The organism is Bacillus sp. R86525 (genome assembly GCF_042466195.1).
GTDB classification, from domain to species: Bacteria; Bacillota; Bacilli; order Bacillales; family Bacillaceae_G; genus Bacillus_A; species Bacillus_A nitratireducens.
In genome coordinates this window covers 1413446-1430138 of the sequence record NZ_JAXHPX010000007.1, presented here as the reverse complement: position 1 = coordinate 1430138, position 16693 = coordinate 1413446, and the positions used below count along the sequence as shown (strand labels likewise).

General features: G+C 35.7%; 19 protein-coding genes. 6 read left to right on the top strand and 13 right to left on the bottom strand.

What is annotated here, in order from left to right; genetic code table 11:
* Positions 1–17: 17 nt before the first annotated feature.
* Positions 18–236 (top strand): hypothetical protein, encoded by a 219-nt coding sequence (locus SJY24_RS10035; RefSeq protein WP_377864543.1) that lies wholly within the window; start codon positions 18–20, stop codon positions 234–236.
* A gap of 197 nt (positions 237–433) precedes the next feature.
* Positions 434–802, top strand: coding sequence for a DUF3915 family protein (locus SJY24_RS10030; protein WP_377864542.1), 369 nt, complete (start codon positions 434–436; stop codon positions 800–802).
* A gap of 93 nt (positions 803–895) precedes the next feature.
* On the opposite strand, the gene ptsP is transcribed toward SJY24_RS10030, so the two are convergent.
* The 4 genes from ptsP to glcT form a co-directional block, all read right to left on the bottom strand.
* Complete coding sequence (gene ptsP / locus SJY24_RS10025) at positions 896–2608, bottom strand: phosphoenolpyruvate--protein phosphotransferase (RefSeq protein ID WP_000174202.1); 1713 nt, start codon at positions 2606–2608, stop codon at positions 896–898.
* On the bottom strand, positions 2608–2871 hold the full coding sequence (gene ptsH, locus SJY24_RS10020; protein WP_000411079.1) for a phosphocarrier protein HPr: 264 nt from the start codon (positions 2869–2871) through the stop codon (positions 2608–2610). Before ptsH ends, ptsP begins: the two co-directional genes overlap by 1 nt.
* Before the next feature lie 135 nt (positions 2872–3006).
* Positions 3007–5070 (bottom strand): PTS glucose transporter subunit IIABC, encoded by a 2064-nt coding sequence (gene ptsG, locus SJY24_RS10015; protein WP_000473171.1) that lies wholly within the window; start codon positions 5068–5070, stop codon positions 3007–3009.
* Positions 5071–5410: 340 nt separating this feature from the next.
* Positions 5411–6259: a glucose PTS transporter transcription antiterminator GlcT gene (gene glcT, locus SJY24_RS10010; protein WP_377864541.1), complete on the bottom strand. Its 849-nt coding sequence runs from the start codon at positions 6257–6259 to the stop codon at positions 5411–5413.
* A gap of 165 nt (positions 6260–6424) precedes the next feature.
* On the opposite strand from glcT, the gene SJY24_RS10005 reads away from it, so the two are divergent.
* The gene (locus tag SJY24_RS10005) at positions 6425–7231 is read left to right on the top strand and encodes a Cof-type HAD-IIB family hydrolase (protein ID WP_000594218.1); all 807 of its coding nucleotides are present in this window, start codon (positions 6425–6427) and stop codon (positions 7229–7231) included.
* A 70-nt stretch (positions 7232–7301) separates the two neighbouring features.
* On the opposite strand, the gene phnF is transcribed toward SJY24_RS10005, so the two are convergent.
* From phnF to SJY24_RS09975, 6 genes are all read right to left on the bottom strand, one after another.
* Positions 7302–8033 carry a phosphonate metabolism transcriptional regulator PhnF gene (phnF, locus tag SJY24_RS10000; RefSeq protein ID WP_377864540.1) on the bottom strand — a complete coding sequence of 244 codons (732 nt, stop codon included), beginning with the start codon at positions 8031–8033 and terminating at the stop codon, positions 7302–7304.
* Complete coding sequence (gene nagB, locus SJY24_RS09995) at positions 7963–8751, bottom strand: glucosamine-6-phosphate deaminase (protein WP_001024197.1); 789 nt, start codon at positions 8749–8751, stop codon at positions 7963–7965. Before nagB ends, phnF begins: the two co-directional genes overlap by 71 nt.
* Before the next feature lie 4 nt (positions 8752–8755).
* Positions 8756–9898, bottom strand: coding sequence for an N-acetylglucosamine-6-phosphate deacetylase (nagA, locus tag SJY24_RS09990; RefSeq protein WP_377867232.1), 1143 nt, complete (start codon positions 9896–9898; stop codon positions 8756–8758).
* 207 nt (positions 9899–10105) lie between these two features.
* A complete protein-coding gene (locus SJY24_RS09985) occupies positions 10106–11008 on the bottom strand; it encodes a ComEC/Rec2 family competence protein (protein ID WP_002165118.1) in 903 nt (300 codons plus the stop codon).
* Between the two features lie 78 nt (positions 11009–11086).
* Complete coding sequence (scpB, locus tag SJY24_RS09980) at positions 11087–11659, bottom strand: SMC-Scp complex subunit ScpB (protein WP_000375161.1); 573 nt, start codon at positions 11657–11659, stop codon at positions 11087–11089.
* A gap of 159 nt (positions 11660–11818) precedes the next feature.
* On the bottom strand, positions 11819–12562 hold the full coding sequence (locus tag SJY24_RS09975; protein WP_002138181.1) for a segregation/condensation protein A: 744 nt from the start codon (positions 12560–12562) through the stop codon (positions 11819–11821).
* A 169-nt stretch (positions 12563–12731) separates the two neighbouring features.
* On the opposite strand from SJY24_RS09975, the gene SJY24_RS09970 reads away from it, so the two are divergent.
* On the top strand, positions 12732–12827 hold the full coding sequence (locus SJY24_RS09970; RefSeq protein WP_000510194.1) for a YjcZ family sporulation protein: 96 nt from the start codon (positions 12732–12734) through the stop codon (positions 12825–12827).
* A 99-nt stretch (positions 12828–12926) separates the two neighbouring features.
* Positions 12927–13445 (top strand): DUF309 domain-containing protein, encoded by a 519-nt coding sequence (locus tag SJY24_RS09965; protein ID WP_377864539.1) that lies wholly within the window; start codon positions 12927–12929, stop codon positions 13443–13445.
* A gap of 20 nt (positions 13446–13465) precedes the next feature.
* On the opposite strand, the gene ribT is transcribed toward SJY24_RS09965, so the two are convergent.
* Positions 13466–13834 (bottom strand): GNAT family N-acetyltransferase RibT, encoded by a 369-nt coding sequence (gene ribT, locus SJY24_RS09960; RefSeq protein ID WP_000908403.1) that lies wholly within the window; start codon positions 13832–13834, stop codon positions 13466–13468.
* 486 nt (positions 13835–14320) lie between these two features.
* Positions 14321–14758, bottom strand: a complete 438-nt coding sequence (locus SJY24_RS09955) for a peptidylprolyl isomerase (protein ID WP_000853785.1) — start codon at positions 14756–14758, stop codon at positions 14321–14323.
* Positions 14759–14945: 187 nt separating this feature from the next.
* Between SJY24_RS09955 and SJY24_RS09950 the strand changes: the two genes are divergently transcribed.
* Positions 14946–15812 (top strand): DUF1002 domain-containing protein, encoded by an 867-nt coding sequence (locus tag SJY24_RS09950; protein WP_328021209.1) that lies wholly within the window; start codon positions 14946–14948, stop codon positions 15810–15812.
* 32 nt (positions 15813–15844) lie between these two features.
* Here SJY24_RS09950 and SJY24_RS09945 read toward each other — a convergent pair whose 3' ends face one another.
* Positions 15845–16648 carry a Cof-type HAD-IIB family hydrolase gene (locus SJY24_RS09945; protein WP_377864538.1) on the bottom strand — a complete coding sequence of 268 codons (804 nt, stop codon included), beginning with the start codon at positions 16646–16648 and terminating at the stop codon, positions 15845–15847.
* Positions 16649–16693 lie beyond the last annotated feature (45 nt).

The following is a 16693-nucleotide window of genomic DNA, read 5'->3' as shown; positions in this document are numbered from 1 at the left end:
CAAGAGAGGGATTTTCATTGAGTTCATACGGAAGCTTTATCGCACTTTTAAGTTACATAGTAACTGTACTACTGCTATATTTTATTGGCGATGCTGCAAACATATCAGTGTTACAATTCTCAAAAGAAGAAGTGTTCCAATTAGAAGCAGAAAAACATACTGCACGATCCATTGCACCGCTACTCCTAGCTCTTCCTGTATATATCATCGTTTTATATAAAAGCAAAAAAGTGTAAAGGCTACCTAATTTATTTCATTTCGGTGGTCTTTACATTTTTTTGTGATATTTCCCCTATTTTAAACATCATTCCGTAATAAACACCCAGCTAGTCATTTAAAATGAGAAAATCCCCTAGAAAAATTTTCATTATCTGTCCAGTCACCGACTACCGAACTTACATAGATTATAAGTGTGAAGGGGGTGATGAGGATTATGTTTGGATCATTTGGATGCTGTGATAACTTTAGAGAATGTCATCATCGTGAAAGAGAGTGTGACCATCGCGAGAAAGAGAGAGAAAGAGAAGAAGTTAGACCACACCGACCTGCTGTATGTAACGTACTTGCTACTATTTCAGTTGGAACAGAAATTTCTCTTTTAAGCATTAGAGGCCATCAATCATTCCGCAATGTAATTTTTGAAGGATTCTGTAACGGTGTTGCTCTTTTCTCTGCTTTAGCTCGTAATAATAACGACAAAGATAATAATAATAATAAAGACGATAAGAACAATCAAAATCAAAATACTTTTACTGGCATTTTACGTGTATGCCCAACTGATATTATCGCGGTCGCTATCTAATTCTGTTCTTTATCCTCAATAGCCGCAAAATAAGATTTACTTTTCTCATAGAAAAAACCTGAGACCGATTTCAAATCGACTCAGGTTTTTTTATTATATGCTTTTAACTAATTCAACAACTTCTTCAGCAGTTGACATTGTTAATGCTTTTTCTGCTAATGTTTCCATTTCTGCTTTTGACAACTTGCTTAGTTGTGTTCTTGCAGGAAGGATAGATGTTGCACTCATACTGAACTCATCTAAGCCTAATCCTAATAATAATGGGATAGCAAGTGAATCTCCCGCCATCTCACCGCACATACCAGCCCATTTGCCCTCTTTGTGAGCAGCATCGATAACCATTTTTACAAGACGTAAAATAGATGGGTTATATGGTTGGTATAAGTAAGCTACTTGTTCGTTCATACGGTCCGCAGCCATTGTGTATTGGATTAAGTCATTTGTTCCGATAGAGAAGAAATCAACTTCTTTTGCGAATTGATCTGCTAATACTGCTGAAGCTGGAATTTCAACCATCATACCAACTTCAATAGAATCAGAAACAGTTGTACCCGCTTCTACAAGTTTTGCTTTCTCTTCTAATAAGATCGCTTTCGCTTGACGGAACTCATCAAGAGTTGCAATCATTGGGAACATAATTTTTAAGTTACCGTATACGCTAGCACGAAGTAATGCACGAAGTTGTGTACGGAACACATCTTGCTCATCAAGACATAAGCGAATTGCACGGTATCCTAAGAATGGGTTCATTTCTTTTGGTAAATGTAAGTATGGAAGCTCTTTATCTCCACCGATGTCAAGTGTACGAACAACGACAGGTTGACCTTCTTTTACACCTTCAAGAACTGCTTTATACGCATCGAACTGCTCTTCTTCTGTTGGAAGATTGTCACGGCCCATGTATAAGAATTCTGTACGGTATAAACCAACGCCTTCTCCGCCATTATCGATAATACCTTGTACATCATTTGGTGTTCCGATATTAGCAACAAGCTCAACGTGATGTCCATCGCTTGTTACAGTAGCTTGGTCTTTTAATTTTGCCCATACAGCTTTTTGCTCTTCAAATTTCGCTTTCTTTTCTTCAAACGAACGAAGAGTTTCTTCTGATGGATTTACAATTACTTCTCCATCTAAACCGTCAATGATTACGATATCGCCGTTTTGGATTTTCTCCATAACAACTTTCGTACCAACAACAGCTGGAATTTCCATAGAACGAGCCATAATTGCAGAGTGAGATGTACGTCCACCGATATCAGTTGTGAAACCTTTTGCATACTTACGGTTTAACTGAGCTGTATCAGATGGTGTTAAATCTTCAGCAATAATGATTACTTCTTCAGAAATTGTACCAGGATTTGAGAAGTTAATTCCTAGTAAATGTGCAAGAACGCGTTTTGTTACGTCGCGAATATCCGCAGCACGTTCTTTCATGTATTCGTTATCCATGTTTTCAAACATAGAAATAAACATTGATGCAACTTCATCCATTGCAAATTCAGCATTTACTTTTTCGCTATTTACTTTATCTTTTACTGGATTTACTAATTCCGGATCATTTAATACTAATAAATGTGCTTCAAAGATAGCAGCTTTATCAGCACCTAGCTCAGCAAAAGCGTGATCCTTAATAGCTTCTAGTTCAGATTTTGCTTTCTCAAGCGCAGCGTCTAAGCGTGCAATTTCAGCAGCTTCGTTCGTAATTGATTTCTTTTCAATGTTAAATTCAGGATTCTCAAGTCTGAAAGCCTTTGCAATAGCAATCCCACTTGATGCAGCGATCCCTTGAATATTAAGAGTCATTATTCTCCTAATCCTTCGTTTTTCATAGTTTCTTCGATAGCTGCTAGTGCTTGAGCTGCATCATCACCATTTGCAGTGATCTTAATTTCCGCGCCTTGTTGAATTCCTAAAGACATAACACCCATGATTGATTTTAAGTTAACGTTTTTTCCGTTATACTCTAAGTTAATGTCAGAACCAAATTTGCTTGCAGTGTTTACAAGTAGAGTTGCTGGACGAGCATGAATTCCTGAATCGCTAGTTACTTTAAAGATTTTTTCCATGATAATTTATCTCCTTTAAATTACGTATTTTTTTAGTTGTATAGACGTGAGTACTACATCATCTATTGTATATAATAGGCGATGTTCGGTCAACCACATCGCCTATTATAATTATAAACATTTTGCGTCAAATTCCTATTGAATGTCAATAATAGCGTTTTCGCCCTTTTTAACATTTCCATCTTTTTTCAATTCGACTTGTTGCCCTTGTTGTAAATTTGTAAAGACGATTGGTGTAATAATAGATGGTGCATTTTCTTTTACAAATGCAAGATCTACTTTTAATAATGGTTGTCCTTGCTTCACTTTATCACCTTGTGCTACAAGCGCTTCAAAGCCTTCACCATTTAATTTTACAGTATCAATACCAAAGTGAATTAAAATTTCTTTTCCGCCTTCAGACTGAATACCAATCGCATGTTTTGTAGGGAATACATTTACAATCTCACCATTAACTGGAGAAACTACTGTTCCTTCTGTTGGCTCAATCGCAAATCCATCTCCCATCATTTTCCCTGAGAATACTTGGTCAGGTACTTCTGTAATCGGTAAGATTTTTCCTTCAATTGGTGAAACGATTGTTTCATTTTCATCAACTTGTTGAGGAGTTTCTTCCACTTTTACAGGCTCTTCTTTTTCAACATGAGGTGTACGACCTGACATAATATCATGAATTTGTGATTTTAATGTGTCAGATTTCGGTCCGAAAATAGCTTGAATGTTATTTCCAACTTCAAGTACACCAGCTGCTCCAAGCTCTTTTAAGCGGTCTTTATTTACATTCTTTTGTTCGTTAACTTGTACACGTAAACGAGTAATACAAGCATCTAAAGAAGCGATGTTTTCTTTACCACCAAGTGCTACTAATACTTCACGTGGAAGTTCACCTGCTTCTGTTTTTCCTGCGCCGTCATTAGCATTTGCTACTTCACGACCAGGTGTTTTTAAATTCCATTTACGAATTGCAAAGCGGAATCCGAAGTAGTAAATCACTGCTAGTACAAGACCAACAACAATTACCCACCACCATGCTGTACGGCCTGGTAGTACACCGAATAAGATAAAGTCGATTAAACCACCAGAGAATGTCATACCAATTTTAACACCTAAAATTTGCATTGTCATAAATGATAGACCAGCGAATACTGCGTGAATTCCGAATAATACTGGTGCTACGAATAAGAATGAAAATTCAAGTGGTTCTGTAATACCTGTTAAGAAAGATGTTAATGCAGCAGATCCTAAAATACCAGCTGCTAATTTTTTATTTTCTGGACGTGCTTCATGGTACATTGCTAAAGCGGCAGCTGGAAGACCGAACATCATGAACGGATACTTACCAGTTGTAAATGTACCTGCTGTTAATTCCACACCATCTTTTAACTGTGCCATAAAGATTTTTTGGTCACCGCGGATTAATTCGCCAGCTGCATTTGTATACTGACCGAATTCGAACCAGAACGGTGAATAGAAAATATGATGTAATCCAAATGGAATTAATGAACGTTCGATTAAACCGAATATAAATGCTGCTAACGTTCTATTTGCATCAATCATTTGATGTGAGAACGTATTTAAGCCACCTTGAATGTATGGCCAAACGAAGCACATGATAATACCTACTACTAAAGAGAATGTTGCAGTTGCGATCGGTACGAAACGCTTACCTGCAAAGAAACCTAAGTATGATGGTAATTCAATGTTGAAGTATTTATTGTAGCAATATGCAGCTACTATCCCGACGATAATACCACCAAATACTCCTGTTTGTAACGTTGGAATTCCTAATACGTTTGCATATGCTGGATCTGCAAATCCAATTTTCACTGGATCTGTTCCAGAACTTGTTACTTTCACTAGCTTATCTACTTCTAAGAACACACTCATCGTTTTGTTCATAATTAAGTAGCCGACGAATGCTGCTAAACCAGCTACTCCGTCTCCACCAGCTAAACCAATTGCTACCCCAACTGCGAATAATAATGCAAGGTTAGCGAAAATAATATCACCAGATTGTTCCATAATTTTTGCAACCATTACGAACCAATCTGCTTTTAAAGCAGGAATAACATCTGTTAGCTGTGGATTTTGAAATGCATTACCAAATCCAAGTAAAATACCTGCTGCCGGTAAAATCGCTACTGGAAGCATAAGCGCTTTTCCGACTTTTTGAAGAACACCAAAGATCTTCTTAAACATGGAAACCCTTCCTCTCTTATCTATATTGATACTTTTCGACAAACGCCAAAAAGGCATGAGGAAAAAAAAGATAGAACGATAGCTATACAAAGGGTAGTATGTCCCTTTATTTAGCTTACATTCCCAACTTTTCTCCACTCATGCCTGATCGAATCAGTAACACGTGTCAAAAATAGGATTACGTATAAGTTCACTATAATTAAGGCAAACGTTTTCGTTACTCACCTTAATGTGTTTGTCGAATTTTGTATAACTTTGCAATAGTTATTATACATAACTATTGTAAGCGATTCAATCATTTTTTTTAACGTTTTCATTTTAGACAAAAATATATGTCTTTTTACACATGTTCTGCTTTCACTAATCGTTGTAAATGCATCGTTAAATAAATACTCTCCGCTTCATATACAGGAAGTTGCAATTCTTTCTGCATTACTTTGACTAGTTTCCACGCCAAATTATAACAAACTGGATATTCCATCTTTAATAAATCAGCAAAACTCTGTGCTTCTTCTACTTTTTCTCCTTTTTTCACCCGCTCAATAGCATATTGTAAATGGCGAATAAGGCGTAAATAATGAATGCTTTCTTGGTCTAATGTAATTTGTAGGCTTGTCTCAATTAAAGACACAAGTTGTGCAATAAGACGGGAATTTTGATTAACAGAAGATAAATCAGAGTTTGTAAGCGAGCTGTAAATGTGAAGTGCGATAAAGCCAACTTCCCCTTCTGGCAATGTAATTTGCAAACGAGAATTTAAAAGTTGCACAACGCCTTCAGCAATTTTATATTCCTCTGGATATAGCATTTTCGTTTCAACTAAAAAAGGATTATCTATTGTAAGTCCTTGTTTCAGCCTTTTAATTGCAAAAGAAATATGATCTGTTAAAGCGATATGAATATGTTCATTTAATGGAGACTCCGCTTTTTCTTGAATATATAACATAATATCATTCATCAATTCAATTAGCTTTTCACTCACATGTGGTACTAAAAGTTTGTATTGTTCTCGATCACGTTCATTTTTTAAAACAAACATTTTCTCAATTTGTTCTTGCTCCAACACATCTTCAGCCTTTTTCCCAAATCCAATTCCTTTACCGATCACTACTACTTCCTCGTGTTCAGGATGGCTAGCAATGATGACATTATTATTTAAAACTTTTTTAATTTCTAGATAATTACTCATATAACACCACCCTCGTACTTAAATAGCCTGCTTTTATGTTACAGAACATTCTTCTTTTTCGTCAATATAAAACATCTACCATTTAATAAAAATTCATTTTTTAGACATGTTTGTATATGATGCGTATAATGTAAGGGCAACTGTACATAGAAAGGAGATTGCAACATGATTAAAATGTTTGTAAGTGATATTGATGGAACGATGATGCAACACGGAGGTTTTATCGACGAAAAAGATGTTATCGCTTTACGCAGCTTAGCTGAACAAAATGTAATTCTTTGTTTTGCTTCTGGAAGACTTGATAATGAAATTGCAGACTTAATGAGAGCGGTTAATACAAATTTCCATCGCATTAGTGTAAATGGTGTTTTTGTATATACACATGAAAATAAGCAGCTATTATCTGCAACTTTCGATTCCAGCATTCTTCCAGATTTGTTAGCTATGACAAATGAAGACCCTTATTTCCGTTATGTAAGTGATGAACATAACTACTACATTGAAGAAAAAACACCGTTTATTCATGAACTTGAACAACAAGTAACGATGACTTCTGTTGAAGAACCTAATCTATTACAGAAAATTGATGATACAATTTTTCCAAATAAAATTTCTGTCGGTGGAACGAAGGAAAGCTTACAACTCCTTCAGAACAAAATTGATGAAAAATTTCACGGAAAAGTTAGCACCTTCATTTCAGCAGAACAATGTTTAGATGTAATGCCACCTAATATTAGTAAAGGTTCTGCTATTTCTATTTTATTAAAAGAATTTCAAATACAACCAGAGGAAATTGCTTGCATAGGGGATTCTTATAATGATATTCCAATGTTTTCTTTAACTCCCCACAGTTTTGCTATGTCTCAAGCAGATGACGCAGTAAAAGAACACGCTCACTATGTAGTAAATACAGTTAAAGATGCTGTTAACCACGTAATTGCTCATAATAAAAATACGACTCACTCCTTATAAGGATGAGTTGTATTTTTTCTTTACATGTTAAACAATTTGACATTAACTGTACTTCACAAACTGAAATATATTATTTGTTACGTGCGATGTTTGTAATAAACTTATAACGATCCCCACGATAAATACATTTCACATACTCTAACGGTACTTCACCTTCTGAATATGACCATTGACGCATTACAAGCACAGGCGCCTTTTTAGGAATATGCAGATGGTCAGCTTCATTATCCGTTGCAATGGAAGCTTCAATTGATTGAGTAGCGCTAACAAGCTTAAAGCCTAGTTTTTTCTCTAAATGTTCATATAAAGATTGTTGCAATATTTCTTCGTTAATATCTTTTACAAGAGCTGGCGACAAATATGTCGTCTCAAAAGCAATCGGTTCATCATCAGCTAAGCGAATACGCCTCACTTCATAAACCGACTCCCCCTCCTGTATTCTCAACCGGTCTGCTATTTTCACAGTAGCTGGAACTAGGCGGAAACTAAGTAATTGACTACTTGGGTTCATCCCACGAGAAATCATATCTTCTGTGAATCCCGTCATTCCTTGCAATTTTTGTTCCACTTTCGGAAGTTGGACAAACGTTCCAATTCCACGTTTCCGATATAAATAGCCTTGTTCCACTAAATTATTAATCGCCTGTCTGATTGTCATACGACTCACTTCGAACTTATCACAAAGTTCATTCTCAGATGGGATTTTGTCTCCCGGCTTCCATTCGCCGTCCTCAATTAGCTGTTTCACCCACTCTTGAATCTGATAATAGATCGGAAATGGTGAATACTTGTCGATGTTCATCAGCAATCGCCTCACTGCATAAAGATAGAGCTTCTTGATCAGCGATTACGGTTACATTCGGATGACGTTGTAAAACAGTAGCAGGACACGCTTCACTATATTCACCTTGCAATAACTCTTTAAGTGCTTCTGCCTTTTTAGGCCCCATAGCAACAAGTAGAATTTGTTTCGCTTTCATAATGCTTCCAATTCCCATTGTAATCGCATGAGTTGGCACATCTTCTTCTTTTTCGAAGAAACGAAGGTTTGCTTGGCGTGTAGATTCTGTTAATTCAACAATGTTAGTTGGAGAATTAAATGATGTTCCTGGCTCATTAAATCCGATGTGACCGTTTTCACCGATTCCAAGAATCTGTAAGTCAACTGGGTTAGCCGATAGAATGCCTTCATAACGCTTGCACTCTTCCTCTAAATCACTTGCCATCCCGTTTGGTACATAAGTTTGTTTAAATGGAAGATGATCAAACAACTGTTCTTGCATGAAATAGTGATAGCTGTTTTTATCTTCGTGTGGTAAATTTACGTACTCATCTAAGTTTACAGTGGTTGTATGACTTGTATCAAGTTTATTTTTTCGCATTTCTGCATAAATACCTAATGGAGAGCTTCCTGTAGCCATTCCTAATGTTGGATTTTCTTTTGATTTTACAACCTCTTCAATTAACTTGAAACCTGCTTCTGCTAATTCTTCTGGAGTTTTTACAACAAGAATATTCATCTAATTACTTCCCTTCCTTCATATGAGTTCCTAAACGAACCGTATCATATACATGTAATTCTTCAGTCATAACAACAAAGTCTGCATCTTTACCTGCCGCTAACGCACCTTTATTATTTAACCCAAACTCTTCTGCTTGGTTAACCGATGTCATGAGTACTGCATCCTCGATTGAACATCCTGTAAATTCAATTACATTTCGGAAAGCTTGATCCATTTTCAAAATACTACCAGCTAACGTTCCATCTTCTAATCGGGCACTGCCATCTTTTACATGCACTGGCTGTCCGCCAAGCTCATATAATCCATCTTCAAGACCTTTTGCACGCATTGCATCTGTAATGACACTTACTTTTTTCGGTCCTTTTAATTTATATGCTAGTTTCACCATATCAGGGTGAATATGAATACCATCTGTAATTACTTCAACCATTACATCTGGATTTAATAACACATGACCAACAACTCCTGGTTCACGGTGATGTAATCCACGCATTTGATTGTATAAATGTGTTGCATGTGTAATTTTTCTATTTTTCAGTTGTGCATCAATCGCATCTGTATGCCCCATTGTGCCAACAACACCTGTTTCAGCAAGATACTGTTCAAACTCTAACGCACCTTCTTCTTCCGGTGCATATGTTACTAATTTAATTAGATTACCGCTTGCTTCCTGCCATTGTTTAAATTGCTCGATACTCGCAGGAACAATATGTTCAAGTGGTTGTGCACCAGCACGTTTTTTTGAAACATATGGTCCTTCTAAGTGAATATATTCGAAATGTGCTCCCTTATCTTTCGCTTCCTTCGCAGCACTTAGCGCCGCTTCAATCGCTTCTGGAGCTTGTGTCATTGTTGTTGGGAAGTAAGTTGTAACTCCTTCTTTTAACATTTCTTTACCAAGAGTTACTAATCCATCGCTATTTGCATCCATCGCATCAATATCGTATCCACCATGAATATGAACATCAATCATACCTGGAATCACAATCTTTCCTGCCGCATCTAACACAGTTTCATTTTCTTGTGATACATATTGAGCCATCAAACCAATTTCTTTAATTGTTTCTGCGTAACGAATAAATCCGTTTTCCACTACTTCTTTACCTGTATAAATTTTGGCATTGATGACAACTTGCGTTTTCATTTTCATCGATCCTTTCCCATGAAATACCTACTTGTTATTATTACCTTATTCGCCTAATTCCATCTTAATATACACACGAGTAGTTGTCTATACATTCTAATGAAATTTCCTCTTCATTCAGCAAAAAAAAGGAAATTTATTTCTTTTTCATTATAATATATGTTATTCATTTTTTCAAAAATGGAAAATACCCTCTTATATAATTAATTACTTAAGTAGTGGCATAAGACCACTCGACCCCATAGTAATATGTTCACCGTCTGTTTCTATTTCTACTGTACGCTTGTTTGTTCCGTATATCATTATACCACGCTGTTTTAATCGTCTTACAACACTTTGATGAGGATGTCCATATGGATTTCTACTCCCGTACGAAAGAATAGCGAATTGTGGGTCTACTTTTTTTAAGAATGTTTCACTCGTTGAAGTATACGAGCCATGATGCCCTACTTTTAATACATCTGCATGTACATCAAATTGCTTTAATATTTCATTTTCTGTCCGTATATCCGCATCACCCATTAATAAAAAGTCCGCTTTACCATATCGAATCTTTAATACAATTGAAGACTCGTTATTCTCGTCTTTCGATTTCCCATTGTTCAATACTTGTATAGAAACATGTGGATCTAGCGGTATGTATTGTCCTTCCTTCACTGAAATGAAAGGAATGCCCCTTTTTTTAATGTTATTTCGATACGTATGATAAGTAAATGAACTATATGTTTTCCCGCTATCTAATACGAGGGAAACTGGCATTTGCTCTACAATTGGAATAAGTCCTCCTATATGGTCCATATCAGGATGAGTACTTACAATCACATCTAAATGATTAATTCTTTTTTCAATTAGTTTTTGAATAATGACCTCTCCCGCTTCATAAGGACCCCCATCTATTAGCATCGTTTGACCATTTGGCAATGTAATAAGTGTCGCATCACCTTGTCCAACTTTTAAAAAACTCACTTTCATTTTACCAAAATGTTGCCGCTGCATATGTATAGAAGACGCAGTATGAATAGACATCATATATCTTTTAGCCGATGCGCTGTTTAACGAAAAGCATAATAAAACAGAAACCAACAATAGAATATTCCGTACACCTCTCATAACTCGTCTCCTTTTTTCATTTAGTATGGCACGCTCTGTAATTGATATACAAAAAAAGCTTAGCAAAATGCTAAGCTTTTATTTTGATAATTCCTGTAAAGAACCGAAGAATAAATCTGCTTCATTCATTTGTTCATTTTCTTCCGAAAGAGGTGGTAAATCATCTAACGTTTTCAATCCAAACGTATCTAAAAACTCTTTCGTCGTTCCGTATAAGATAGGACGCCCCGGTCCTTCTGCTCTTCCCATTTCTTTTATAAGTAAGTGTGAAACTAACGTTTGTAATGCCTTGTCTGTTTTCACTCCTCGAATCTCTTCCATTTCTGTCCTTGTAATCGGTTGACGGTACGCAACGATTGCCAACGTTTCAAGAGCTGCTTGAGACAGTGAAGCCGTTGTTGGGGTATCTATTAATTTTTGATAGTATGCAGCATGTTCTTTCTTTGTTGCAAAACGATACACTTTTGCATATTGTACAATTTGCAGACCGCGATTCGATCCTTCACATTCTTTTTGCATTTCCTCTATACTATTTATTACTTCTTCCACTTCAACTTCCAGAACTTTAGCTATCTGTTCCGGATAAATCCCTTCGTCACCTGCAACAAATAAAAGCCCTTCAATAATCGCTTTTTGTTCTTTTCTATCCATTTTACGAACTCCTTCCTCCTATTTTTCTATAAAAATACACATAAAAAAAACCGAATCACAGTAAATGCGTTCGGTTCAATATTTCTTCTCTCGTTCCAAACGATACATTAAAACCTAACATGAGATAAAATATTTCTACCCCATCTTCACATACCAACTCTATACAGATTTACTAGAGCTTGATACGAAAATTTCATCAAAATTATGCTCTTGTTCAATAATAATTTGTTGATTTTTCATCAGCTCAAGAACCGCTAAAAATGTTACAACCATTATTTCTCGTTCTTCATCAGCAAATAAATCATAAAAGCTATGACGCCCGCCCTTTGTTTCTAACTGTTGTAGAATATCAGTCATTCGCTGTGCAATTGGTATTTCTTGACGAGTAATTCGCGTTGTCACAGGTTTCTTTGCTTTTTTACGACGCATTAGCTTTTGAAATGCCGCTAACATATCATATAACGTAACATCAAGAGGCAAGCTTGTCTCCTCTTCTTGTTGAAATGATGTAAAATCAATTGGCGGACGTGTATATAGCTGTGCTCTTTCTTGTTCTCTTTCTTTTAACTCAGTAGCAACTTGCTTATATTTTTTATATTCAATTAACCTCTCCATCAATTCTTGACGAGGGTCATCTATAAAGTCTTCACCGTTATCAGGTACATCTTCTTCTTGTTTCGGTAACAACATTTTACTTTTAATTTGTAATAACGTTGCAGCCATTACTAAATACTCACTGGCAACATCTAATTGCAGTTCTTTCATCGTATGGACATAAGATAGATATTGCTCTGTAATTTCCGCTACAGGAATATTATATATATCAATTTCGTAACGATGTATTAAGTGTAACAATAGATCTAAAGGCCCTTCAAAAGCCTCTACTTTAAAATTATACTGCACAAAGCATCCCACCACATTTTTTCTATAACAACATAAGTATAGAGCATACTCATGTTCTATCCAACCTTTTTAAGAAATTTAATTAAAAATAGACCTATGCCCATGTCATAATGCCCACCGCTTCATATGATAACAATGTAGTAAGAACAATGTAGGAGGTCAAAAAACTATGGGTCACGTTGATTGCGGTTTTAGCGGTGGATTCGCATTACTAGTTGTACTGTTCATTTTACTAATCATTGTAGGAGCAGCTTGCTTCTGCTAACACGAAGCAATAAAGCGACTAGGGATATTTCCCTAGTCGCTTATTGTTAATATTTCTATGATACACTGTACATATAACCGTTAGACAGGAGCGAAAAAAATGTATCCTACCGAGTACATACAATTTTTAATTCATTTTCACGGAGATTATGATTATTTTGAATGTCATGAAATACTAGAAGAATATTGGAAATTAAAGCCTACAGGAGAACGTGACAATTACCTAGTCGGTCTCATTCAAATTGCTGTTTCCTCATACCATCATAGACGATCCAATTGGAATGGTGCAGAGAAGATGATAAAAAGCGCAATAACAATTTTAGAAAAGAACAGCGCGCAATTACATCAATTCGGAATAGATCATAAACAACTTACATTCTTATTAAATGAAAGATTACAATCTATCCACAAAAAGGACAATTTCACCCCGTTATTTTTACCATTATTAGACGTATCGTTAGAAAAACAATGCATACAGTTATGTAAGAAACAAAGCCTCTCTTGGAAAGATGCGAACGTCATTCCTGATGAATACATCATAAACAAGCACACATTGCGTGATCGAACAGAAGTCATTTCTGAACGACACGAACAACTACAAAAAAGAAAGCAGAGATAATAAACTACTTATCCCTGCTTTCATGAATGTATATTTTGTTCAAGCTCTTTACACTTTTTGCAAAAACTTGCTGTTTGCTCATTTCCGCAAATTGTAAACTCAAGAAATTTACTCTTAAGCTCTTGAACCATCTTCGTCCCAATACCCATATGACGGTGAGACGGATTCACGCTCAAATGCTGAATTTCCAATACCTGATCTTCTTTTTTTATAATCCCCATTATCCCAACAAAATCTTCATTTTGTTTCCACAAATACAATTGCCAATCTTCTTTCGCCTCATACTCTTTCATTGTCAATTGTAATGTTTTCACATCTTTTTCAGTTGGCATAAATGAAAGAAGCCCCATTGCAATTTTTTCATAACTTTTTTTAAAACGAATTAACATAACCCTTATCCCTTCTTACAAAAGTTACAAACTATTTATCCCCTCAGTCACTCTTTTCATATCACATTCATTCTACAATATTTTTACCAGAGTGAGAAGAGGCTGAAACAACTTGATAATCATACAAAGCGTTAAGAAGAAAGTCAAATATATGTTTCCACGCTATTTTTTTCTATTATACCGCTCAGAAAAGAGACAATACTGTATAGAAACTAAAAGGAGAATGCCCCTGCTCATCACATTTTGATTATTAATCACTTTTGAACAAAATAGTTCTATCAAAAACAATATGTTAAGAGAAATCCATTTATTGAAGCATATAATCGGTACTCCATTCTATGTATTTTGTTAAAATTGTGTTCTCATGAACAATATATTTTAACGTTAGTAGCCGTCCTATTTGCATCATATATTTCGAAATATATACCAATTACTGTTCATACGAAATAAAAAAAGAGAGCAAAATCGCTCTCTTTTTCTCGTAACTTATTCTTCCCAAACTTTAACTTCTTTCATTACATCGCCTTGACGCATGTTTAATACTGTTTCAATACCGCTTGTTGCTTTACCGAATACAGTATGTACACCATCTAAATGCGGTTGTGGCTCATGAACAACAAAGAATTGGCTACCACCTGTGTTACGGCCAGCATGTGCCATAGAAAGTGAGCCAACAAGATGTCTATGAGGATTTCCATCAGTTTCACATGGGATAGAGTAACCTGGGCCACCTGCTCCTGTTCCTGTTGGATCTCCACCTTGGCTTACGAAGCCAGGAATAACGCGGTGGAATGTCACACCATCATAAAATCCTTGCTCTGCTAATTTTTTAAAGTTTTCTACTGTTTTCGGTGCCTCTTCTGGGAAAAATTCTAAATCGATTTTTTCACCATTTTCCATTAATATGTATCCTAAAGTTTTCATACGTATATGTCTCCTTTCAACTATCTCAGCACTATATTACCATATTCATGACGAGAAACAAAAAGAATCCGACAATCTACATACTTCTTTTTTGAAATGTGGAAGAAGCTAGGTGACAAATAAGAAAAATATACTATAATAACTGTGTTGCCCGAAAATTTAAGAAAGAGAAAGGGAGCGATTTTTCGTGAAAACGAAATTACTAGCTCTGCTATTAGCTGTAGCCGTATTTATTATGCCAACAGCTTCATTTGCAGACATCATTGAGGGAGAATCAATTGTTACACTAGGAGAAAACTTATCTGAACAACAGAAACAAGATCTTTTGAAAGAAATGAAAGCACCAAAAGATGCACAAATTATTACTGTATCTAATGCGGAAGAACATAAATTTCTAGAGGGCATCGTTCCAAAAGCGCAAATTGGTACGAGAGCTATTTCCTCTTCTATGATTACATACACAAAACCAGGGTCGGGTCTCATTGTACGCTCAAAAAATATTAATTCGATAACAGATGCAATGTACACAAATGCACTTATTACAGCAGGTGTGAAAGATGCAGAGATTCAAATTACTGCACCATTTAAAGTTTCAGGAACTGCTGCTTTAACAGGTTTAATGAAGGCCTATGAAACAACATCAAACAAAGCCATTCCTGAAGAAGTAAAAAAAGTAGCCAATGAAGAAATGGTACAAACAGCCCAGCTTGGTGATAAAATCGGCGAAGAAAAAGCAGTTCAACTTGTTGCAAAAATTAAAGAAGAAATTGCAAAAGAACAGCCAAAAACAACTGAAGATTTACGTACATTAATTAAAAAAATTGCTGATCAACTCGGCATAACATTGACAGATGAACAGTTAGATAACTTAGTAGCGTTATTTGATAAAATGAAAAATCTTAATATTGATTGGAACCAAGTTGGTAGTCAATTAAATAAAGCAAAAGAACATGTCTCTGCCTTTTTAGGATCTGAAGAAGGGCAAAGTTTCCTAGATAAAGTTAAAGATTTCTTCTCTAGTATCATTGATTTCGTTAAATCTTTATTCAAGTAAAAAAGAAGCTCGTCAGTGACGAGCTTCTTTTTTTATACAAGCAACGGTAATTTCATAACAGCTTCTTCAACAGAACGAACAACATGATTTGCTTTCTCCTTCACATACGGATGAGCATGATGGAGGGTGAAGGAGTGCGGGGTTACTTCAAACATAGAAATATCATTGAAAGAATCTCCAATACACGCAACTTCATTTGCTTCAATTTGCAAATGTTCCATTAATCGCTTCAGAGCGCTTCCTTTACTTACACCTCTTGGCATAATGTCAACATAGCGCTTACCCGATATAAAAACTTCCGCTTCGCTATGAAATGTATCTCGCAACTCTTGATCTAATGCTACAATTTTTTCTTCTTCACCAAAAACAAATAATTTTGCTGGATGTACAGTTTTCCCAAATTCCTCTTCTAATGCTTCAATTTCAGCAATATGCACTCCCATATACTCTTCAAAAGTATGATGATTTTCATTCTTTCTTTTTGTATATCGCTGCTCATTTGCACAAACAATATCTGCTAGTCCCTTGTTATGTATATATCGATATATTTCCTGGGCAACTCTATCTTCAAAACTTGATTCATGAAATATTTTTCCATTTGGTAGTAACATTGTCGCCCCATTTAAACCAGTTGTATAATACGGGAATGAAAACCTTTTTACGACTTCATCAATTCGGTGAGTAAAGCGGCCAGAGGCAAAACAAATATTTGTCCCTTTTTCAGCCAGCCAACAAAGTGCACGTTCATCTTCTTTTTGCATATCATTCACATTGTAAACGAGCGTGTCATCCAAATCACTTACAAATAATTTAATCATGTCCTCTTCCCCTCTCATACACAATATCTACTCTAAGTGTACACAAAAAATGTTTGGTTTTTG